The sequence below is a fragment of the Pseudomonas sp. SBB6 genome, assembly GCF_024213215.1.
Classification (GTDB): Bacteria; Pseudomonadota; Gammaproteobacteria; order Pseudomonadales; family Pseudomonadaceae; genus Aquipseudomonas; species Aquipseudomonas donghuensis.
Genome location: NZ_JANAVH010000006.1, coordinates 306,982 through 328,962 on the forward strand (window position 1 = coordinate 306,982; position 21,981 = coordinate 328,962).

Consider the following 21,981-nt stretch of genomic DNA (forward strand, 5'->3'; position numbering starts at 1 on the left):
AACGCTGCAGGGCGCTGGCAAAAGCCGATGGGGCGGGCGTTACAGCCCTTCGAAAGATAGGGTTATTGGCCATGATGAGCGCGCTACGCGACTCATCATGGCGACACAGGCGTCAATCCTCCGCCTGTTCATCTCCCTCGCGACGGCTCATGCCGTACTTGCGCATCTTCTCCACCAGGGTCGTGCGGCGAATGCGCAGGCGCTCGGCGGCGCGGGCGACGATACCGTTGGCATCATCCAGCGCCTGCTGGATCAAGCCCTGCTCAAGCCCACCGAGGTAGTCCTTGAGGTCCAGGCCTTCAGGCGGGAGCATGGCGTGGCTGGCGAAGTTCGGCGTATGGCCATTGATAGCCACGCGCTCTTCCAGGTCCGAGCGCAGGCTGTCGACCAGTTGCTCGTCTTCGTCGTCGACGTAGCGGAACTTCTTCGGTAGCTCCGACACACCGATGACCCCGTACGGATGCATGATCGCCATGCGCTCGACCAGGTTGGCCAGCTCACGGACGTTGCCCGGCCAGCCATGACGGCACAGCGACATGATCGCCGCCGAGTTGAAACGGATCGAACCGCGCTTCTCGTGCTCCATGCGCGAGATCAGCTCGTTCATCAGCAACGGAATGTCCTCGACGCGCTCGCGCAGCGGGGCCATCTCGATGGGGAAGACATTGAGGCGGTAATACAGGTCTTCGCGGAAGGTACCCACCTCGATCATGCTTTCGAGGTTCTTGTGGGTCGCGGCGATGATGCGCACATCGATGCTCTGGGTCTTGTTGCTGCCCACGCGCTCGAAGGTGCGCTCCTGCAGCACGCGCAACAGCTTGACCTGCATCGGCAACGGCATGTCGCCGATCTCGTCGAGGAACAGGGTACCGCCATTGGCCAGCTCGAAACGCCCGGCACGGCTGGTGATCGCCCCGGTAAAGGCGCCCTTCTCGTGGCCGAACAGTTCGCTTTCAAGCAGCTCGGCTGGAATCGCGCCGCAGTTGACCGGCACGAACGGCGCTTCGCGGCGCTTGGAATGGTAGTGCAGATTGCGCGCGACCACTTCCTTGCCGGTCCCCGACTCGCCGAGGATCAGCACGCTGGCGTCGGTGTCCGCCACCTGCTGCATCATCTGCCGGACGTGCTGAATGGCCCGACTGGTACCAACCAGGCTGCGGAACAGATTGGGTTCGCGCTGGCGACCGCGCTCGCGGGCCTGGTCGTACATCTCGCGATAGACCTGGGCACGGTGCAGCGAATCGAGCAATTTGCTGTAGCTCGGCGGCATTTCAAGGTTGGAGAGAACGCGACGGCGCAGGTCTTCCGGCAACTCGGCAGAAGAAATTTCGCCCAAAAGCAGAACCGGAAGGAACTCATCCCACCCAGCCACTGTCTTAAGCAAGCCCATCAGACTTGCCGGAGCATTTACGGCCCCGATCAGGACACAGAGCACTTCACGACTGGATGACAACGACTCGACAACCTGCTGCCAATCATGGCTCGAGCAGGGCAAATTTTCTTCACCAAGAAAATTCAACACTACTGCCAGATCACGGCGGCGAGCGCTATCGTCATCGATCAGGAGAATTTTGGTTTCACGCCACATGCAATAACAACTTCCCTAGTCATCTCGGCGCCCTTGTAAGGGCAAGCTCGACATCATTCCGACTGAACGGTCAGTGTTCGGACGTCTGAAATTAGAAAACAGCCACTAGTTAAGTCAAAAAACCGTACATAGTCAAATTTATGGCGCACTGCTTTTTGTTTTGCCCAGTTTCAGCTGAACAAATGGTATACCTTTGCCGCGTTTTTGGCTTGTCGGATCTGCATCATCTCATCGACTATTGATTGACGCTCCCCACTTGCAACCTCGATTAATTCCTTGTAAACGCCCAGCAACTCTTCAAGCTTGCTGCGCAGCGTCAGCTCATCGACCGACGCCTCGGCCAGCACGTCATCGACACACAGACGGCAACTGACGTCGAGCTCGCTGATCGCCTCCCAGTCGCGACTGGCCAGGGCCCCGAGCAATGCCTCGCGGGTTTGTTCGATACGTTCGAGCACGACACTCATGGCAATCTCCTGTTCAGACGTCGGCGGGCTGCTCGCCGATAGCGTCCCAACCTTCCTTGACAGTAATCAACAACCGGGCCACCTCGTTGAGGATCTCCGGGTCGTTCTGCACGTTCGCCTCGACCAGGCGCTTGCTCATGTACGAATACAGATTATCCAGGTCGGTCAGCGAGTCGGCATGGTTTTCCAGGTCCAGGCCTTCGCGCAGGCCACCAACGATACCTATGGCCTTGCCGATCAGGATGCCGCGCTGGGCCACATCGTTGCGCGCCATGGCACCCTTGGCCTGGGCGATTCGATCCAGACCACCCTGCATCAACATCTGTACCAGACGGTGCGGGCTGGCCACGGAGGTCTGCGCCACGCCGTTGACTTTCTGGTACTGCCGAAGGGCCAACATCGGATTCATGCTCTACCTCGTCACCACAAAAAAGGTTTCATATACCGCTTGTATCGCCTGCGCGTCAAAAAACTTTAGCGCGTGTACGGCAAAAAGCCCGGAGTCCCCCTAGGGATACTGCCGGGCTTGTGCGACCGCGCTGAATCAGGAGTTTTTCTGCTGCGCCTCGATCGAGGCGAACATCGAGGTGATGTTCTTGCGCTGCGCCTCGAGTTTGCCGACCAGGGTATCCATGGCCACATAGCGCTTGGTCAGCGACTCGGTGAGCGAGGTGATACGACGGTCAAGCGCCAGTTGCTGATCGGACAAGTCCTTTTGCAGCTTGTCCAGGCCGGCCTTGCGGGAGTCGAGGATGCCGCCCGTCTGCAGGTACGGCTCGACAGCCTTGGTCATGTTCGCGAACACGCCATTGGTGCCGGTGAACAGCTCCTGCACGTCAGGGCCGAGCTTTTTATCCTTCATCGCCGCGTCGTACTTGGTGGAGTTGAACTCCAGGGTACCGTCCTTGGCCGTATTGATACCCAGCTGACTGAGCGTGGTCAGGCGACCACCCCCCGACGGGGTAGACAGCTGCTTGCGCAGTTCGGACAGCAGCGAGCGAGTGGTCGGATCGCTGGTCAGCGGCCCGAGTACGGTTTTGCCGTCTGCATCCTTGGACACCGCGCTCAGCGCATTGGCGGCCTTGACCAGCGTATTGTAGGCATCGACAAAAGCCTTGACCGATGTCTTCAGGCCTTCGGTGTTTTCACCGACAGTAACCTTGATTGCCTTGTCCTTATCAAGCCCGGTGACCTGGAGCAGCTCCAGGCTGATGCCGCTGATTGCACCATCAACGGTATTGGTCTTGCTGGTAACCGGCAGACCATCGATGGTCAGCTTGGCGCTCTGGGCAACGCCGTCGATATAGCCGGCACCGTTACTCGCCATCGAGACAGTGCCGTCGATCTTCAGCTCGGCAATGCCATCGACCGAGATGTCGGTACCCTCACCGGTCTTGGTCGAACTGAACACCAGGCGCGAGCCGTCCTTGCCGTTGACGATGTTGGCACTGATGCCCTTCTCGGCCAACGAGGTGTTGATCGAGTCACGTACCGTCTGCAAGGTCGCCCCTGGGCCAACCTTCACGGTATGGGTCACGCCATCCTGGGTGATGGTCAGGTCACCTTCAGGTATCGACGTGCTGGCACCGCCGGTAAAGTTCTGACTGGCCACCTTGGACGAGGTGGCGAGTTTTTCGACCAGGACCGAGTAGGTACCCGGTACCGCGGTATTGTTCGAGGTCGCCTTGACCGTGGCGTCGCTACTGGAGGTCGCGGTATAGGCGTTGAAGGACGGAGCCTTCGGATCGTTGAGCTTTTTCATCGCTTCCTGGTACACAGAAAGCGCACTCTTGAGCGACGCTACCCCGGAAAGCATGGCCGTGTTGTTGGCGGTCTGGCGCTTGATCTGATTCGCCTTGGGATTGGTTTCCGCCTTGACGAGCACATCAACGATCTTGTTGATGTCTACGCCGGAACCCAGACCGACACTCGGTAAAATTGTACTCGCCATAACTACTCCCTCATGGTTACGCGCCGCCCCAGCCTTGCCAGGCTAGCGAACTTGCTGCTCAACTGCCAGGTCAGCTTCAGACCTTGACGTTGAACAGCAGGCTGTTTACATCGCTCAGACTGTGAGCGATCTTCAACGCCTCTTCCGAAGGAAGTTGGCGGATCAGCTCTCCGGTCTCACTGGCGATGACTTTAACTACAATTCGGCCGGACTCTTCATCCGTAGAAAATTCAAGGTTACGTCGCGATGAAGCAAGGAACTTCTCGATATCCTTGACCGCGCTCTTCACCTTCTCAGCTTCGGACAAGCCTTTGTCGGCAGCATCCTTGGCCGGCGTGATGGCTTCAACGCCCGCTACGGGCTTCGCCGCAGGGCGTTCGGTGGTCGCTTCGACCGGCTTCACCGTCGGGTACGACAGGTTCAGCTTGACACTCATATCCATGTCACCACCTCTCAATGCAAAAGGCGGAGGAGTGCCATAGTTGCACTCCTCCGCCGATAACCACTAGGAGATTAGCCCAGCAGCTTCAGTACCGCCGACGGCAGTTGGTTGGCCTGGGCCAGAACCGAAGTCGAAGCTTGTTGCAGAGTTTGCTGCTTGGTCATCTGAGCAGTTTCAGCGGCGAAGTCGGTATCTTGTACACGGCTACGAGCAGCTTCGGCGTTCTCGTTGATGTTTTGCAGGTTGTTGATGGTGCTGGTCATACGGTTTTGAATAGCACCCAATGCAGCGCGGGAGTCACCAATGGTGCCGATGGCCTTGTCGATTGCAACCATGGCAGCCGAGAAGTTGGTTTCGGCAGTGGCGCTGTCGCTACCGGCGATGGTGATGGCGCTGGTGATACCCAGGTCGCTGGCCAGGAACTTGCCGGTCAGGTCCATCTTGATCTGGTTTTCGCCACCAGTGTTGGAACCGACCTGGAAGGTCATGACGCTAGCCGAACCGTCCAGCAGGTTCTTGCCGTTCAGCTGGGTGGACTGGGCGATACGAGTCAGTTCCGCAGTCAGCTGCTTGAACTCGCCGTCCAGCGAGGTACGGTTGGTCGCGTCGTTCGAGTCGTTTCGCGACTGTTGAGCCAGTTCACGCATACGCTGCAGGATGTTGACCTGCTCTTGCATCGCGCCTTCAGCGGTCTGGGCGATCGAGATACCGTCGTTGGCGTTTTTGATTGCCATGGTCTGACCGCGGATCTGCGAGGTCATACGGGTAGAGATCTGCAGGCCGGCGGCGTCGTCTTTGGCGCTGTTGATTTTCAGGCCGGAGGACAGACGGCTCATCGAGGTGCTCAGAGCGTCGGAAGCGCGGTTCAGGTTCTTCTGAACGCCCAGGGAGGTAGTGTTGGTGTTAACGGTTAATGCCATGACGAATTCCTCGTGTTTGGGATACTGCGGCTTCCGGCCCTGGCATCCGCCGGGTGTGGCCTAGAGAACCTTCGTAATAGTTATCGTCGTCTGGCGCGGTTGCTTTAGGGCTTTTTATAAATTTTTTAGTGGCACCCTGCCACCCCAATGAAATCAAGGGTTTGACGCCAGAAAAATCGCTTACTGGCCAACACCTGGTTTGAAAAAAAGGTTCTTCACGGAATTTCGGGGACTATGATTTTGGGGATGAGATGGGATGTTGAGGTTGCGGGCTTATCCATTTTGGATGGCGCTGCTGCCGGCCCCTTCCAGAATGGATAAGTCCACAGCCTGAACAACCCAACCCAAGGATCATGGTCCCCAGGATTCCGTAAAGCCCCCCCCAAAAAAAAGCGCCACCGGTGAAACCGGCAGCGCTTTTTTACCGCAAGGCTCTATATCAACCCTTGCGCTCGATGATCGCCGAACCCCATGACAGGCCAACACCAAAACCGCTCAGGGCAACGCGCTGGTGTTGCGAACCCAGCACATGCTTCTCCAGCAGCAGCGGAATGCTCGACGACACGGTATTACCGGTTTCGACCATGTCCTTGACGAATTTGTCCGGGTCATCCTCGAACCGACGCGCCACCGCATCGACAATTGCCGCACTGCCCTGGTGAATGCAGAACAGGTCGATATCCGCCGGTGCCAACTGGCTTTCGCCCAGCAACTCATGCAGGTGCGCCGGCACCTTGAGCAAGGCGAAGTTGAACACCTGGCGGCCATTCATGAAGAACACCCCGTCGCTGACCTTCAGATGCGCGGCGCCACCACCATCGGTACCGAACTTGGCCTTGCCCAGCTGCCAAGGGGCGCCCTCGCCCATCCAGGTCACGGTCGCCGCATCACCAAAGAGCATGGTGGTGTTGCGATCTTCCGGATCGACGATCTTGGAGTACGGGTCAGCAGTGATCAGCAGGCCGTTTTTCAGCCCTGCTGCTTCCATGAAGCCTTTCATGGCGTAGAGGCCATAGACATAGCCCGAGCAGCCCAGGGAAATATCGAAGGCAGCGACATGGGTCGGCAGGCCGAGCTTGTCCTGAACGATGGCAGCGGTGTGCGGCAACCCTTCTTCGTCGCCATTCTGGGTAACGACGATCAAGGCATCGATGGACTCAGGCGCCAGGCTCGGATTGGCAGCGAACAGGGCCTTGACCGCCTCCACACACAGGTCGGAGGTTTCCTGGCCTGCTTCTTTGCGCGGCAGGAAGGTCGAACCGATCTTGCCGAGAATGAACTCTTGGTCCTTGGCGAACTTCGCACCCTGGGCGTAGTTGTCCACACCCTCGACAGGTACGTAACTCGCAATGCTTTTGATGCCAATCATTGTGGCTTCCCGATAGATATGCGGATTTTCACGGGCACTGGAACCGGATAACCCGGGGTGTTGCGAGCCTGCGCAGACCCCGCTCGCCAGTACCGCCCGACGACTCAATAGATTAAAGATGCCCGTTTCGACTGCCAAGTCACTGTTGCGCAATCATTACTCAATACAAAGCGACGGCCAACCGGAAAAACCAGGCCAAACAGCAGGGAAAGGTGAGGTGTCGCGCAGAAGTCCAAGGCGTATGTGCAACATTGTCAGCCAGCATGTGCGCGGGGCATTGCACCCCGACTGCCTGCTGCTGCGAACAGCAAAAAAAAAGCCGGGTCTATGACCCGGCTCCTGTACACGGTGTTCAGGCCAGTTCGGCCAACCACTCCAGCTCAGCCGGCTTGCCGACCGTTGGCGAACGCGAGATATCGACCGCGTTGCGCACATCGACCACTACCCGAGTGCTGAACGCGGCGGGCCAGCGTGCGCTCAGCGCCTGTGCGTCCAGGGTCGGCACACCCGCATTGAGCATTTGCGCTTGCGGTGTCCACAGTACCAGCTGACCGGCCTGGCCGACCTTCAGGCACAGATCGACATCGGCCCCTTCAATGGCATCCAGGCCAGCGCACTGCTCAAGCAACGCCTTGCCGATCATCAGGCAATCATCGGATACCGCCTGGCAACTGCGCACCGCCGCCAGCCCCAGCGCCGCCACAGCGGCCTGGCGCGCCACGCCTTGCCAGGCCCCACGCACCTGCCGGCTGGCCAACAGCTCATAGCCGCCATGGGTGATCAAGCCATCGGCATCATGCATCTGGCAACCCACGACCCCCACTTCAGGGCGCTGCGCCTGGTTGAGCAAGGCTTCAATCCAGGCCGGCGTCACCACCTGGCAGCGGCTGGACATCAGCACCAGGTACTCACCCTGGGCCTGCTTGGCCGCCATCTTGACCATTTGCGCGCGGGTGCCGGCGAACTCACTGGCCATCAACTTCACCCGGCCACCCAGCCCCTGGAGGCTGCCAAGGCTTGCCGCCGTCGCTTCAGCGCTGGCTGCATCGGTCATTACGATCACTTCGTAGCGGGCATAGCGGGTCCGCTGGACGATGCTCGCCAAGCTGCGCTTGAGCTGCTCAAGGTCAGAGTCGATCGACAGCAGAATGCTGACCTGAGGGGTGGTCGGGTGACGGAAATCGATCTGCAAGGCGCCATCTCGCCCCTCACTGACCTGCCCCCGGTAACCGAGCACGCTCAAGTGGCGCTTGAGCGTTGCCTGCGCGTCGGCCTGCATCGCCTCGCCCGCCTGCTGGCCGATGACCAGGTACTCATCCAGATGGGCCAGGCCTGCAACGCCATTGCGCTCAATCAGGCGCAGCAGGACATCGAACTCCAGCGCCGCCTGGCAGGTTTCGCTGTAGCCACCCAGCTCGACAAGGCTTTGCCGACGCACCAGCCAGTGGCGAGACATCAAGTCCGGACGCGCGCGCAACAGGTCCAGGTTGGCCCCCGGACGCACCACACTGAGCAAGCGGCCCTGCTCATCGCGCTGGACTTCATTGGCACAGATGGCCTGGCAGGCTTGCGCCGCAGACAACTCCACCTGCAGACGCAACAGCCCGCCTGGCGCCAGTACATCACCCGCCTGCAGTTGCAGCAGCCAGGCACTGGACAACTGCTCCACCACCTGATTGAGGTGAGCGACCAGGTTGCTGGCAGTGACGCGGATGAAATGCAGCGTATCCTTGGCAGTGGTAATGGCGGGCAACGCACCGGCCTTGAACACCACTATCTTGAAATCACGCAAACCGCTGGCCAGCAAGCTGTCGAAGGTGGCTTGCAGGGCCGTGTCGTTGTTCTCCAGATCCACCACCAGGAAGGCGATCTGTGGCGACTGGATCGAGCCCAGGTGGGCCTCAATACGCTGACGAGCGTCGCTGTCCGGGGTTGCAGCAGCAATGGCCGCGAGCACTTGCCCCGAAGGTGATGCCGCCAGCCGTGCTTGCAGATCGGTCGCCGGCAACTCATCGAGCTGCGCCACCCAGTGGTGCAGATGGGGGACGAAGTCCTGCTCTTCGTCACTGCCCAATGCACCGAGCAGGTTGTGGCAGACGCCCGGATTGAAAACGCCCAGCTCAAAGGCCTGCCAATAACGCGCCTTGAGACTTTCAGCGCTGTCATTCGGATGCCGGACCATCAGCGCCTGCTGCTGGACCCAGACCCCCTCCAGCGCCTCAGTGTGAACCTTGCCAGCCGGCCAGGCGTGGAGGAAAAACTCCAGCTGACGCAACTGCTCGAACAGCGGCGCGGTGTAGTACGGCATCTCGACATACTGCACAGGTTCGAATACGCACTGCGGCGCAGCCACTATGCTGATCCAGCGCGAGGTGACCACACGCGGCGCCTCGAGCCCCGCCCAGGTGCTGGCGACGAATGCCGTCAGCGCCTCAAAGCCCTTGGCATCGGCGCACACCGTGCCCTGCTGGGCATCCCACTGACGAATCTGGCGCACGGCCAGGGCCTGCCGCTCTTCGCGTGCAAGCTGCGAAAGCGCAGAGGGACTGTACTCGGCGACCAGGGTGGTTTGCTCGACGAGCTTGGCCACACCTTGGGCCAGCAGGCCAAAGGACACCGCCACACACCAGGCTTCGAAGCCCAGGTCCACCGGCACACTGCGCAGCAACGCTTTCAAGGCCTCGACCCTGACGACCGAGCGCCAGGCCTGCAGCCCGTTGTCACCGTACAGGGCAATACGCTCGCATGCGTCGCCGACCACCGCCGCCGGCGCAATCGCGCCACCCAGCTTGTGGTAGGCAACTTCACTGTTACCAGGCCGGTAACCCAGCGCGTAGCCGTGGGCCATCAGGCAGTGCGGGGCATCGCGCAGAGACTGCACCAGCGATGCAGTGGCATCGGCCAGGAGAAAGTCGCTGTCTGGCGTCAATACCACGAACGGTGTGCTCAAGCGCTCCAGGGTATCGAGCAGTTGCGCCTGCCAGCCCTCGGCATCGACGCCTTGCACCGCAACCTCGAACAGCGCATGGCCCGGGAAGTTCTGCCGGTAGTAGTAGCCGGCGCGCTCACGGTAAATGGCGTCGCCTTGGCCCAGCAGTACGATACTGAGGTCTTGCGCCCCGGCAGTCGAATCGATCATTTTTTCGCCCATAGCGCACCCAATACTCTCGTTGTTCTGGTTCGGGCCGGCACAATTGCCGGCCGCATTCATCAATCGGCCAACCAGGCGTTGGCCCAATGCTGCAGGTTGTCCTGGGTCAACACGTAGTCGCGCAACACGACCTCGCGCAGTTCATCCCCCATGCGATAGCTGGCCTGCGGATCGGCCAGGTGCATGCGTATCGCCTCCAGCCACGCCTGCGGCGAATTACCCAACACCCGGGTGCAAGGCAGGTAGCCCTGGTACGCCTTGGTATCGGCACACACCACCGGAAAACCGCAGGCGCCATATTCAAGCAGGCGCAAGTTGCTCTTGCAGTCGTTGAACAGGTTCGACTCCAGCGGCGCCACTGCCAGGTCCAGGTTGAGGCCGGCAAGTTTTTGCGGGTAATAGGCCAGCGCGATACCGCTATGAAACTCTTTGATATAGGGCCGCAGCAGGTCCGGACACATGCCGAAGAACACCCAGTCCACCTCGTCGGCCAGCGCCTTGACCACGTCGGCGATCAGTTCCAGGTCGCCGCGGTGACTGGTGCCGCCGGCCCAGCCCACGCGCGGCTTGATCGAGGTCTGCCGGCGACTTTTCAGTCCGCTCCACAGGTGCGAGGCGAGCATGTTCGGCACCACGCGAATATCGTGGTGCATGCTCGACAAGGCATCGGCCAGCGGCGCGGTCGACACCACCACCCGATCGCACAGGGCAATCCCGCGGCTGACCATTTCACGCATGTTGCCCGGCATGTGGCGGGCGTGCGCGTTCTTCTTCGGCACATCAATGATGTAATCGTCGATCTCGTAGATGCGCCGCGCATTGGAGAAGCGCTTGATTCGCTCAAAATCCTCAAGTGAGCGCGGCATGTAGCGACACTGCAGAATCATTACGTCGGGTTGATGACGCCCCAGCGCAATCGTGTTTGGCGTTCCGTAGTCCATCTGCCCCTGGATCCAGCCAGCGTTCTCCAGCTCGGTAAAGGGCTGCGCGACGCGGTAATGGCCAACGGCAGTGTTGTTGATCGGCAGTGCCATCACATACGGCAGGATGCGTTTGCTGAACGGATCCCAACCGCTGCGTAACCCAGGGTCGAGGTTGTAGCTGGACATTCTCAGGCTGAGGTTGCGGTTGTAGGCGCTGTCATTGGCCACTTTCGGCAACCAGCGCTCATAGAAGGCGTCTTGGTCATGTTCCTTGCGCACCGGGCTCGACAGCCCAGCAACAGGCAGCCGGGCGATCAGTGCATACGGGGTCCAGACCACCAGATAGCCATGGTTGCGAACCCGCAGGCACAAGTCGGCGTCGAACAGCGTGGACTCGAACGCCGCGGCATCCAGCCCCCCAAGCTCAGCGAAGATTTCCCGACGCACCAGCAGGCAATCGGCACTCACCGCACTCAGGTTCTGCACGGCAATCAGCCGATTCATGTAGCCACTGGAATCGGACGACTGACCAACGAATGGCGTGCTGGCCGCCCCATACAAACCGAGCACCAGCCCGGCATTCGCTACAAAGCCTGCCGTGCTGACCTGCTTGGGCCCTACCACCCCCACTTCCGGGCGCTGGGCCTGGGCAAGCATTTCATTCAGCCAGTACTTGTCGAAGAACACGCTACCGACATCGGTCAGCAACAGATAACTGCCCTGGGCGTGCTCACTGGCTTGGTTGAACATCTGCGGGCCAGCTTTGGCGACCACCGGCACGATCCGCAACTGATCGCTACCAAGGTGACGCATGGCCTCGAGCCATCCCTGGACATCCGCAGGCTCATCACCAGTGACTGCCAGTAACACTTCATAATTCGCGTAGGCGGTATGTTCGAATATCGATTCGACGCAGCGTATCAGGGCACGCAAATCCTGCCCGGCAGCGATGAGGACTGACACCAGAGGGGTCTGCTCATGCAGATACTGAACCCGGGCAAGCATCGAGCCCTCGGCACTGATCACCTCGGCAGCTACCCCCAGGCGCTGCAGATGCGCCTTGAGGACCTTGGGTGCCTGGTCTATGCAGCCTGGATCGACCTGCCACTGGGCATAACCGTCACGGCATTGCACCAGCAGCTCGGCGACATGCTCGACAACGTGCAAGCCATGGGCTTCGACCAGCCGCCAGAGCATGTCTTGAGGTGCCAAACCTTCGAATTCGGTGGCAAACCCGCCCACTTCAAGCAAGCGGTTTCGCTCGAAAGCCAGCATGCGCCCGACATAGGGGAAGGTGCGCATCAGGTCGAGGTTGAAGTCCGGCTTGAAAATGGGCTGGCCAGCCTGCAGGCCATCGTCGGTACCCTCATCGGTGTACAGGCAATAGCGGTCAGCATGCAGGGCCATGCGCTCGGCCATGATCACCAGGGCATGCGGATGCAGGCGATCACCCGCTTGCAGCAGGAAGATCCAGTCAACGCCATTGGCCTGCACAAGGCGCTGGTTGAGTTGCTCGAAAGCGTTGCCGCGCAAGGCAATATGTTCGACCCCGGGGTGCGCCAGGCCAGTACCGAAAACCCAGACCTGGCTGGCGGCATAAGACTGCTCGCCAACGCTGGCCAAGGTCGCTTTCAGCGCCGATGCATTATCCTGGGGATCGAAGACCACCACGGCGATGCGCGGCTGCAGTGGCCATTGCTCGATACGCTTGGGCAACAAACGGGTCTGAGCCGGCGACAGCGTGCGGCAACTCAGCCACTCGCTATAGAGCTCGGCAAAGCTCGTACTGTACGTACCCACCTGCTGCTGGAACCCGGCAATCTGCCCGGCATAGAACCGCGTCAGCTCGAACTCTTCCCAGTCCTGTTCTTCACCAGCCTGGTATTCCTCGATCGGCTTGAAGCGCAACCAGCCGGCCGCTGGCGCCGGCTCGCTGGTGCGCGAGAGCAGCATCTGCGAAAGCCATTCGGTTTCACTCTTGAACGCCAGGGTCATGCTCGCATGGTTGCTCAAACGCCCTGGATGCATCCGCTCCATGCTGAGTAACGAGACCAGATACCCCAGGTGACCGCGGCGCAACAAGCAGATGAACAGGGCGAAATCCAGGCGCGCCTGGAAACCACCCTCCTCGACCAGCATTGGCAAGAGCTCTTGCACCTGATCACGACGCATCAGGGCATGACTGATACCCCCGAACAGGTTCGACACGTTGGCCTCGATGGCCTCAAGCAAGTCCCCACCCTTGATCACCGCGCTGCACTGCGACAGCAGACAGTTGGCCGGACGCGGCGGCAGCAGCGTTTCATCAGCGGCGCAGATCAGCCGATGGTTGACCACCAGGCTGACTTGCGGGCAATCGATCAGCGTCTGTGCCTGCTGGCTGATACAGCCGTCGACCAGCCAGTCATCATCGCAAAGAAACTTGATGAAGGCCCCGCGCGCCTGCGCCAGGCCGCTCAGCAAGTTACGGGCAAACCCCAGGGTGCGCGGGTTGCGTACATAGCGCAGCTCACAGCTCGCCTGCCCGGCCCACTCATCGAAAATGGCCTTGATCTCGTCGCCCTGACTGTCATCACAGACAATCACCTCAAGATTGGAGTAACGCTGGGAGATGGCACTGATCAGGGTGCGGGTCAGGAATTCGGGATTGAAGGCGGGAATGACGATGCTGACGAGAGGCAGTTGGTTCATGAGGACAGACCTGGAGAAGGCCCCGGGTGACGGCTGGCGTCACCCGGGTGAATACAACGCGAAAGGATCAATCAGAGGCGGTTGAACAAGCCAAGTCCGGCAAGCTTGCTGAAGGCCAACTGCGAGGCTTGCAGCATGTTCTGCTGAAGGTTCAGACGAATCAGCACTTCAGCCGGATCGGCTTCACGGATCGAACTCTGCGTGATGGTATTGGCCGATTGCAGCGCTTCGTTGGTCTCCGCCTGGACGTCCAGCGCCGCGCCGCGCCCACCGACCGAACTGATCGATTCAGCGACCTTGTCCGCTGCACTGGCCAGGTTGGCAATGGCCGAGTCCATCGACGCGAGGAAGTTCTGACGCGCGACCGGATCCTTGTCGACCGGGCTTTCCAGCGCGGTACGCAACTGCTTGATGGTGTCCAGGACGTTCTGGTTCTGGTGGTTGTTGACCTGCACCGAGAACTGGTCGCCCGTTGCCGGTGCGCCGCTGAACGAGAAGTCGACACCCATGACCCGCGTCGGGCTGACCGTTGTATCGCCGCTGCCCAAGGGCCGGCTGTCGGCGGTCATCGGCTGAGCGTAGACATCAAAGGTGGTGGCGGTCTTGAACTTGATGACCGCGCCACCGCCTGGGAATGCGGCGTCATACTTGGCCTTGTCGCCAATCACCACGTTGCCCAGCTGGGCCATGGAGGTGTTACCCGGGCTGCGCGAGCCGCCGATCTCGTCCGGCTTCGAGCCCAGGGTGAAGGTATGCCCGGCGATGGCGGCATCCGGGTTGGCTTCATCGCCCGGCTTGAAGGTAATGCCCAGGCGCAGGTCGACACCGCGGAAGCTGATGTAGTCGTCGTCACCCTTGGGATCAAAGGTACCGCCCTTGCTGGCTTCCAGCGTCACGTCGTTACCACCGGCGTCAGTGACTTTGAACTGGGTGCTGCTGGTGAATTCGATCGTGTACGGTTCACCACTGCGGAAGCGGTCGTTATAGATGGTGCTGCCCGACACCTGGCCATTGGACAGGCTCACGCGTCCGTCATTCGGGGTCGGCGCGGTCATCGTAGTCTGGCTGCGACTGGTATTGAGCGCTTGTTCGAAGACGCTGTAGCCGCTCTCATTGGAAGCAACGCTGAGCATGTCGCCAACCTGCAGGCTGGTGGTGCCCTGGTCACCCTTGTACGAGTACGTGCCATCGGCGTTGCGTTCGAACGGCTTGGTATCGCCACGGGAGCCGGAGAAGATGTACTTGCCGTTCTCGTCGCGGCTGTTCATCAGGCTGAACAGCTGCTCTTCGAGCTGGGTCAGCTCTTGCGCGTTGGCCAGGCGATCCTTGTCGGTCATGCTGCCGCTGCCGGAGCTGATCGCCAGCTCCTTTACCCGCGCCAGCACGTTGGTAACGCTGTTGAGGGTGGTTTCAGAGGTGCTCAGGCTGCTGCGAAGGCTGGCGATGTTGCCGCTGTACTGGTCGATCATGTTGCTTTGCTGCTCGAGTTGCAGCAGGCGAGCAGCGCCGACCGGATCATCGGCGGCAGTGCGGATGCGCAGCATGTCACTGGCTTGCTGCTGGGATTCGACAGCCTTGGCGAAGTTACGCTGATAGTTCGAAGTACTGTTGTTATAGAACTGGGCGGTAGAGATACGCACGGTCTACGTCTCCTTAAAGGCTGTTGATCAGCGTGCTGAAAGTTTCCTGGGCGATCTTGATGATCTGCGACGAGGCCGTGTAGTACTGCTGGTACTTGATCAGGTTGCCGGTCTCTTCATCCAGGTCGACACCCGACACCGAGTTACTGGCTTCGCTGGCCGACTTGCGCAGGGCGCCGGTCGCATCGCTGTCGAGCTTGGCCTGGGCAGTCTTGCCGCCAACGTTCTCGACCAGCTTGCCGTAGGCATCGGTGAAACTGACGCCCCTGCCGTTATCGCCCAGGTCGATGGTCTGTTTGGTCTGCAGGTCGATGACCGCCTGGCCGTTGCGGTTGTCGGCAGAGCCGGCACCGGTCATGGCCACGGTGTAGTTGTCACCCTTCTTCGGCGCACCGGCCACGGTCATGTCGAAGCTGAAGGTCGCCGCCGGCGTGACGGCGTTGCCATTGGCATCGACGATTGGCACGTTGATCTGCAGCTTGTTTTCCTGCCCCGGAATGATGGTCCCGCTCGCGATCGGGTCACCCTTGGCGTTGTGCACGGTGTAGGTCTGCGGGACGGTCTTCTCATCGCCGAACACCAGCTTGACCGGCGTCGAGTACTTCAGACCGTTCTCCAGCGCCAGGCGCTGGGTCGAATCGTAGATATCCAGCTTGGACGTCAGGTTGGGCTGGCCGATGATCCCGGTCCCCTGGTTACCCGCGCCACTGGTGGCATTGAGCGACGCCGCCAGGGCAATGCGCTTGGGATCGGTGAGCACGGTATCGATGCTGCCGGCCGCCCCGCGGGTCGGGGTGATCTTGAACGAATCGCCGGCCTGCACCGCACCGCCATTGAGGTTCAGGCTAAAGCCATCGATCACCTTGGGCGGATTGTCGTTAAGGTCGAAGGTCCCCATGTCGGTACCGTCAGGCAGTTTCTTGACGCTGTAGCCGGTAGCGCTGGTGAAGGTCACCTGATAGTCGCTGGTGGTCAGCTTGCCGGTGTTCTTGATAGTCACATCAAGGTTGCCCGAGCCTGCACTGTTCCCGGCCTTGGCAATGCTACGCTGGCTGATCAGGGCCGCGCTGTTGATGTCATTGAACATCGACGCGCCGAAGTTGCCGTTCTTGTCGATACCCTGGGCCAACTGGCTGTTGATCTGATCGGCAACCACCAGCGCGACCCGACCCAGCTCGTTCAGGCTCGGGTCGAGCACATCGGTGCGGTAGCGCAGCACGCCGCCGATTTCACCACCGGTGACGCTGGCGGTGATGTCGATCTTGGTAGTACCGCGATTGAGCTGCAGGTTCATCCGCGTCGGATCGGTCGGGCTGGCGACCGTGGACAGGGTATTGGTGCTCGTACCCAACACCAGAGACTGGCCATTTTTCAGGTAGACATCCAGGTTGCCTTCGCGCTCGGTCACATCCACGCCCACCAGCTCGCTGAGCTGGCGCACCGCTTCGTTGCGCTTGTCGAGCAGGTCGTTGGGGCTGCCCTGCACCACCGAGACCCGCGAGATCTGGTCGTTGTACTGGGCAATGGCCGAGGTCAGGTTGTTGACCTGGGTGCTCATCGACGACAGGTTGCCGTTGAGGTTGCTGTTTTGCTGGTTGAGCTGCGCGGCGATGGTATTGAAGCGCTTGCTCAGGGCCTGGGCACTGGTCAGCAGCAACTGCCGCGAAGCATCTTCTGTAGGTTTGGCCGCGGCATTTTGCAGCGACGAGAAGAAGCTTTTCAGGGCACCGGTAACACCGGTGTCCTTGTCCGACAGGAGTTTGTCGATCGGCCCGATCTGGTCCAGATAGGCATTGCTGTCGCTGCTCAGCGACGAAGTGGTCCGCAGTTGGTTTTCCAGGAAGTTGTTGTACACCCGGCGCACGTCCGCCAGGGTGGTACCGGTTCCGATGAACACATGGCCTTCGCGAATCGAGCCTTTTGCGCTCTGGATATTCTGCTGGCGCGAGTAACCGGCGGTATCGACGTTGGTGATGTTGTTACCCGTGGTGTGCATGCCGGATTGGGCATTGCTGGCACCGGATAAGCCGATATTGATCAAACTCGCCATGGTTCAAACCTTATAGTTTCGTTGTAGTACCGACAGCCGCATAGCTCTCGTACGACTTCATCTGTTTTGCGATCTGCGAAATCTTGCTGGCGTAGTCCGGGTCGGTTGCGTACCCGGCCTTCTGCAGCTCCCGCACAAACTGTTCTGGCTTATCGGCCGACTTCACCGCTTCTTTATAGCGCGCGTTGTTCTGCAGCAGGCTGACCAGGTCATGGAAGCTGTCCTGGTAGGAGTCGTAGGAACGGAACGCTGCGGTCTCCTTGACGAACTGGCCGTCGCGGAACTCGCTGGTGATCGCCCGCGCCTGGCCGCCCTGCCAGTTGCCGGTGGCCTTGATGCCGAACAGGTTGTGGCTGCTGCTGCCATCGGCCTGACGCATGACCGACTTGCCCCAGCCGGTTTCCAGCGCAGCCTGGGCCACCAGGTAGCGCGGATCGATACCGATGCGCTTGGCGGCTTGCTCGGCCATCGGCAGCATGGTGGCGACGAATTCATCGGAGGAGCCGAATGCGCGCTTGGCCGGCGCCAATGGCGGCTGGGCCACGGCACGACCATAGATGCGCATCGAGCCCGGCGCGGCAAAACTCTGCGCCGACTGCCAGTCACCCTTGACCACGGCATCGGTCATCGCCGTGGTGCGCTGCGGCAAGGCCGCGGTGTTGGTGGTGGCTGCGGCGGCACCGGCCGACGGCACGATGCCGGCCAGCAGGCGATCGGTCAGCTTGCCCGGCAGCGCCAGGCGCCGCGAATTGAGTGCGGCCATGTCGTTGCGTGCGGCTGTGGCGTGTTCACCGCGCTCAGGCTCGGCCACCTTGGCCGCCCACAACGGACGCTGCTGGATATCCACCCGCGGGAACGGGCTGTTGTTGCTCGCGGCACTGGCCTTCTGCTTGGACAGCTGACGCATCAGCACTTCCTGCAAGCCGATACCACCACCCTCGCGGGACATGCTCACCGCCAGTTGCTGGTCGTACATCTGCTGGTACTGCTTGGTGGTCTCGGTATTGAGCGGGTTGTCCTTGGCCAGCACATCGCTGGCCGAGCGCATCGACTTGAGCATCTCGTTGAGAAACAGCGACTCGAATTCCTGGGCCACCTTGCGCAGGTTGGCGTCGCTGTCGCGATCGCCGACCTTCAGCGAATTCAGGCGATTGAGGTCGGTGTAGGCGCCACTGTCGGCAGCATTGAAGGCGCTTTTCGGCATATCCATGGTCCGCCCCCTCAGATCACGATCAGGTCGGCTTGCAACGCGCCGGCCTGTTTCAGGGCTTCGAGGATCGCCATCAGGTCACCGGGCGCTGCGCCCACCTGATTCACCGCGCGGACGATTTCATCCAGGGTGGTACCCGGGCCGAACTTGAACATCGGCTTGGCTTCCTGCTCGGCATTGACCCGCGAGCGCGGCACTACGGCAGTCTCACCGTTGGAGAACGGCCCAGGCTGGCTGACGATCGGGTCTTCGGTGATGGTCACCGTCAGGCTGCCGTGAGTCACCGCCGCCGGCGAGACCTTGACGTTCTGGCCGATGACGATGGTGCCGGTGCGCGAGTTGATGATGACTTTGGCCACGGCCTGGCCCGGATCGATTTCGAGGTTCTCGAGAATCGACAGGTAGTCGACCCGCTGGCTTGGATCGAGCGGCGCAGTGACTCGCACCGAGCCACCGTCCAAGGCCTGGGCCACACCCGGGCCGAGCAGCTCGTTGACCTTGTCGACGATGCGCTTGGCGGTGGTGAAGTCCGGGCGATTGAGGTTCAGGGTCAGGCTGTTGCCCTGGTTGAAACCGCTGGGCACGGCACGCTCCACCGAGGCACCGCCTGGAATGCGGCCAGCCGACGGGACGTTGACGGTGATCTTCGAGCCATCGCGGCCTTCGGCATCGAAACCGCCAACCACCAGGTTGCCCTGAGCGATGGCGTAGACGTTACCGTCGATACCCTTGAGCGGGGTCATCAACAGGCTGCCGCCGCGCAGGCTCTTGGAGTTACCGATCGACGACACGGTGATGTCCACCACCTGCCCCGGCTTGGCGAACGCCGGCAGGTCGGCATGCACCGACACCGCAGCGACGTTTTTCAGCTGCACGTTACCCGACCCCGGCGGCACCTTGATGCCGAACTGCGAAAGCATGTTGTTGAAGGTCTGCAGGGTGAACGGCGTTTGCGTGGTCTGGTCACCCGTACCATTGAGCCCCACCACCAGGCCGTAGCCGATCAGCTGGTTGGTGCGCACGCCGGAAATGCTGGCGATGTCCTTCAGACGCTCGGCCTGCACGGCGAACGCAGTGGACAGCAGAATCGTAGCGGCAATCAGCTGCTTGAAGTTGAACATGGTCATCCGAACCTAGAAAGGCCAAAGCGGGCTGATGAAGAACCGGTCAAGCCAACCCGGCTGGCTGGCATCGGCGAACGAGCCGGTGCCCGAGTAGGTAATGCGCGCATCGGCAACACGGGTCGAAGGCACGGTGTTGTCGGTGGCAATGTCATCGGCACGGATCATCCCGGCGATGCGCACCAGCTCGTCGCCGGTGTTGAGGGTCAGCCACTTCTCGCCGCGCACGGCAATGATGCCGTTGGGCAGCACGTCGGCAACGGTGACGGTGATCGAACCGGTCAGGGTGTTGCCCTGGGCCGCCTTGCTATCACCCTTGGTTGAGCGGTCGCCGCTGTAGCCGGCGCTGAGGCTCAAGTCGCCATCACCAAACGGATTGTTGGTGGTCACGCTGCTGCCGAACAACGAGGTCAGGCCGAGTTCGGCCTTGCTGTTCTTGCCTATCTGCGAGTTGGCGTTCTTGCTCGCCTGGGTGCGCTCGTTGAGGGTGATGGTGATGATGTCACCGACCCGGAAAGCCTTGCGGTCGCTGTACAGGTTCTGTTCGAAACCGGCCTGGTAGATCGAGCCGTTGTTGGCCGCCGCCGGCAATGGCGTGCGCGGCAATACCGGCGCGTAGTAGGGATCGTTGGGCTTGGGCGTCGGCGCGACGCAACCGGCCAGCAAGGCGACCCCACTCAGGGCTAGTACGCAAAACAAACGACTCATGACTCTGACCTCACGGTGTAACAGGCGCCGTTCAAGCGACCTCGAAGACTTCACTTACAGGTTCTGGGTAACGAACGAGAGCATCTGGTCGGCAGTGGAGATGACCTTGGAGTTCATTTCGTAGGCACGCTGGGTAGTGATCATGTTGACCAGCTCTTCCACGGTGCTGACGTTGGAGTTTTCCAGGGTCTGCTGCTGCACCACGCCAAAACCGTTGAGGCCCGGGGTACCGATTTGCGGCGCGCCGCTGGCGGCGGTTTCCAGGAACAGGTTGCTGCCCATGGCCTGCAGGCCGGCCGGGTTGATGAAGTCGGCGGTCTGGATGTTGCCGATGATCTGCGCCGCCGGGTTGCCGGCAGTGGTGATCGACACGGTGCCGTCCTGGCCGACGGTGAAGGTCTGCGCCTCAGGCGGCACGACGACCGCAGGCTCCAGGGCAAAGCCGTTGGCAGTGACGATCTGGCCATCGGAGTTCAGGTGGAAGGTACCGTCACGGGTGTACGAAACAGTGCCGTCCGGTTGCAAAATCTGGAAGAAGCCACGGCCATTGACCGCCATGTCCAGCGGGTTCTCGGTGGTCTGCAGGCTACCGGTGCTGAAGTTCTTCTGGGTGCCGACGATGCGCACACCGGTACCGACTTGCAGGCCCGACGGCAGTTCGCTGTCCTGGGTCGACTGGGCACCCGGCTGACGCTTGATCTGGTAGAGCAGATCCTGGAACTCGGCGCGATCACGCTTGAAGCCGGTGGTCGAAACGTTGGCCAGGTTGTTGGAAATGGTGGTCAGGTTGGTGTCCTGGGCGGACAAACCGGTTTTACTGACCCAAAGAGCCGGAAGCATGCTGTTCTCCTCGCGCGCCTGTTTTACGGCGCTACGTCTGTGTAATTAGCCGATTTGCAAAACCCGAGCCATGGCTTCGTCGCCTTCCTTGGCCGTGGTCATCATCTTGACGTGCAATTCGAATTGACGGGACAGCGCCAGTACCGAGGTCATTTCCTCGACTGCATTGACGTTGCTTGACTCCAGGAAACCGGAGACCACCTGGACGTTGGCATCGGCAGCGGCAGGCTGGCCGTTCTTGGTATGGATCATGCCGTCCAGGCCCTTGGTCATGTTCTTCAGGTCCGGGTTGACCAGCTTGATGCGGTCCACCTCGGCCATCACCCGCGGGCCTTCGCCCATGGCGCGAATACTGATGGTGCCGTCCTGGCCGATCTCGACCTTCTGCTCTGGCGGCACGGCAATCGGACCGCCGTTGCCCATCACCGGCATGCCGTTGCCGGCCCGCAGCACACCCAGGCCGTCAATGTTCAGGCTGGCGGTGCGCACATAGGCTTCACTGCCATCCGGGGCCTGCACGGCGATAAAACCGTCACCGCCGATGGCGATATCCAGGTCACGGCCGGTCTCCTGCATCGAGCCCGGGCTAAAATCGGTGGCCGGGCGCTCGGTCATGGCATAGGCCCGCGCCGGAAAGCTGTCACCAAACACCGGCATCGAACGCGCCTGCTCCAGGTCGCGCTGAAAACCGCTGGTGGAAATGTTCGCCAGGTTGTTGGCATGGGCCTTTTGCGCCAGCGCGTTCTGGCTGGCGCCGGTCATGGCCACGTATAGCATCTTGTCCACAGTCATCCTCCGCTGCGCTGGCGAACACTTGCCGTCCGCCGCTGCTCTGCAGTGCCTGTAGCAAGTTTCAAACCAACTTTTACAAACAACGGCAAACGCCCGGCAGGCAAGGGCTTGAGCGGTG

Annotated in this window: 16 protein-coding genes; all 16 read right to left on the reverse strand. The window is 60.9% G+C overall.

The annotated features are described in order from the left end of the window. Window positions 1–112: 112 nt before the first annotated feature. Window positions 113–1,588 carry a transcriptional regulator FleQ gene (fleQ, locus tag NLX68_RS14935; RefSeq protein ID WP_254284601.1) on the reverse strand — a complete coding sequence of 492 codons (1,476 nt, stop codon included), beginning with the start codon at window positions 1,586–1,588 and terminating at the stop codon, window positions 113–115. Between the two features lie 170 nt (window positions 1,589–1,758). Next, window positions 1,759–2,055, reverse strand: a complete 297-nt coding sequence (locus tag NLX68_RS14940) for a flagellar assembly protein FliT (protein WP_010224989.1) — start codon at window positions 2,053–2,055, stop codon at window positions 1,759–1,761. 13 nt (window positions 2,056–2,068) lie between these two features. Further along, entirely contained in the window at window positions 2,069–2,464 is a 396-nt protein-coding gene (gene fliS / locus NLX68_RS14945; protein ID WP_010224988.1) for a flagellar export chaperone FliS, read from the reverse strand. Window positions 2,465–2,599: 135 nt separating this feature from the next. Next, window positions 2,600–4,006 (reverse strand): flagellar filament capping protein FliD, encoded by a 1,407-nt coding sequence (fliD, locus tag NLX68_RS14950; protein ID WP_254284602.1) that lies wholly within the window; start codon window positions 4,004–4,006, stop codon window positions 2,600–2,602. Between the two features lie 76 nt (window positions 4,007–4,082). Further along, on the reverse strand, window positions 4,083–4,448 hold the full coding sequence (locus NLX68_RS14955) for a flagellar protein FlaG (RefSeq protein WP_254284603.1): 366 nt from the start codon (window positions 4,446–4,448) through the stop codon (window positions 4,083–4,085). A 71-nt stretch (window positions 4,449–4,519) separates the two neighbouring features. Further along, complete coding sequence (locus tag NLX68_RS14960) at window positions 4,520–5,368, reverse strand: flagellin domain-containing protein (protein ID WP_254284604.1); 849 nt, start codon at window positions 5,366–5,368, stop codon at window positions 4,520–4,522. A gap of 439 nt (window positions 5,369–5,807) precedes the next feature. Next, window positions 5,808–6,737 (reverse strand): ketoacyl-ACP synthase III, encoded by a 930-nt coding sequence (locus NLX68_RS14965; protein ID WP_010224984.1) that lies wholly within the window; start codon window positions 6,735–6,737, stop codon window positions 5,808–5,810. Window positions 6,738–7,089: 352 nt separating this feature from the next. Then, on the reverse strand, window positions 7,090–9,876 hold the full coding sequence (locus NLX68_RS14970; RefSeq protein ID WP_254284605.1) for a glycosyltransferase: 2,787 nt from the start codon (window positions 9,874–9,876) through the stop codon (window positions 7,090–7,092). A gap of 71 nt (window positions 9,877–9,947) precedes the next feature. Then, on the reverse strand, window positions 9,948–13,502 hold the full coding sequence (locus NLX68_RS14975) for a glycosyltransferase (RefSeq protein WP_254284606.1): 3,555 nt from the start codon (window positions 13,500–13,502) through the stop codon (window positions 9,948–9,950). A gap of 71 nt (window positions 13,503–13,573) precedes the next feature. Next, entirely contained in the window at window positions 13,574–15,142 is a 1,569-nt protein-coding gene (locus NLX68_RS14980) for a flagellar hook-associated protein 3 (protein ID WP_254284607.1), read from the reverse strand. 13 nt (window positions 15,143–15,155) lie between these two features. Further along, the gene (gene flgK / locus NLX68_RS14985; protein ID WP_254284608.1) at window positions 15,156–17,192 is read right to left on the reverse strand and encodes a flagellar hook-associated protein FlgK; all 2,037 of its coding nucleotides are present in this window, start codon (window positions 17,190–17,192) and stop codon (window positions 15,156–15,158) included. Between the two features lie 10 nt (window positions 17,193–17,202). Beyond that, entirely contained in the window at window positions 17,203–18,402 is a 1,200-nt protein-coding gene (flgJ, locus tag NLX68_RS14990) for a flagellar assembly peptidoglycan hydrolase FlgJ (protein ID WP_036994312.1), read from the reverse strand. 11 nt (window positions 18,403–18,413) lie between these two features. Next, on the reverse strand, window positions 18,414–19,523 hold the full coding sequence (locus NLX68_RS14995; protein ID WP_010224970.1) for a flagellar basal body P-ring protein FlgI: 1,110 nt from the start codon (window positions 19,521–19,523) through the stop codon (window positions 18,414–18,416). Window positions 19,524–19,535: 12 nt separating this feature from the next. Beyond that, the gene (gene flgH / locus NLX68_RS15000) at window positions 19,536–20,231 is read right to left on the reverse strand and encodes a flagellar basal body L-ring protein FlgH (RefSeq protein ID WP_254284609.1); all 696 of its coding nucleotides are present in this window, start codon (window positions 20,229–20,231) and stop codon (window positions 19,536–19,538) included. 54 nt (window positions 20,232–20,285) lie between these two features. Beyond that, the gene (flgG, locus tag NLX68_RS15005; protein WP_254284610.1) at window positions 20,286–21,071 is read right to left on the reverse strand and encodes a flagellar basal-body rod protein FlgG; all 786 of its coding nucleotides are present in this window, start codon (window positions 21,069–21,071) and stop codon (window positions 20,286–20,288) included. Window positions 21,072–21,116: 45 nt separating this feature from the next. Further along, a complete protein-coding gene (locus NLX68_RS15010; RefSeq protein WP_254284611.1) occupies window positions 21,117–21,857 on the reverse strand; it encodes a flagellar basal body rod protein FlgF in 741 nt (246 codons plus the stop codon). Between the last annotated feature and the right edge of the window lie 124 nt (window positions 21,858–21,981).

Coding starts and splice junctions, on each gene's coding strand:
- fleQ (WP_254284601.1), bottom strand. CDS start 1,588: ATGTGGCGTGAAACCAAAATTCTCCTGATCGATGACGATAGCGCTCGC.
- NLX68_RS14940 (WP_010224989.1), bottom strand. CDS start 2,055: ATGAGTGTCGTGCTCGAACGTATCGAACAAACCCGCGAGGCATTGCTC.
- fliS (WP_010224988.1), bottom strand. CDS start 2,464: ATGAATCCGATGTTGGCCCTTCGGCAGTACCAGAAAGTCAACGGCGTG.
- fliD (WP_254284602.1), bottom strand. CDS start 4,006: ATGGCGAGTACAATTTTACCGAGTGTCGGTCTGGGTTCCGGCGTAGAC.
- NLX68_RS14955 (WP_254284603.1), bottom strand. CDS start 4,448: ATGGATATGAGTGTCAAGCTGAACCTGTCGTACCCGACGGTGAAGCCG.
- NLX68_RS14960 (WP_254284604.1), bottom strand. CDS start 5,368: ATGGCATTAACCGTTAACACCAACACTACCTCCCTGGGCGTTCAGAAG.
- NLX68_RS14965 (WP_010224984.1), bottom strand. CDS start 6,737: ATGATTGGCATCAAAAGCATTGCGAGTTACGTACCTGTCGAGGGTGTG.
- NLX68_RS14970 (WP_254284605.1), bottom strand. CDS start 9,876: ATGATCGATTCGACTGCCGGGGCGCAAGACCTCAGTATCGTACTGCTG.
- NLX68_RS14975 (WP_254284606.1), bottom strand. CDS start 13,502: ATGAACCAACTGCCTCTCGTCAGCATCGTCATTCCCGCCTTCAATCCC.
- flgK (WP_254284608.1), bottom strand. CDS start 17,192: ATGGCGAGTTTGATCAATATCGGCTTATCCGGTGCCAGCAATGCCCAA.
- flgJ (WP_036994312.1), bottom strand. CDS start 18,402: ATGGATATGCCGAAAAGCGCCTTCAATGCTGCCGACAGTGGCGCCTAC.
- NLX68_RS14995 (WP_010224970.1), bottom strand. CDS start 19,523: ATGTTCAACTTCAAGCAGCTGATTGCCGCTACGATTCTGCTGTCCACT.
- flgH (WP_254284609.1), bottom strand. CDS start 20,231: ATGAGTCGTTTGTTTTGCGTACTAGCCCTGAGTGGGGTCGCCTTGCTG.
- flgG (WP_254284610.1), bottom strand. CDS start 21,071: ATGCTTCCGGCTCTTTGGGTCAGTAAAACCGGTTTGTCCGCCCAGGAC.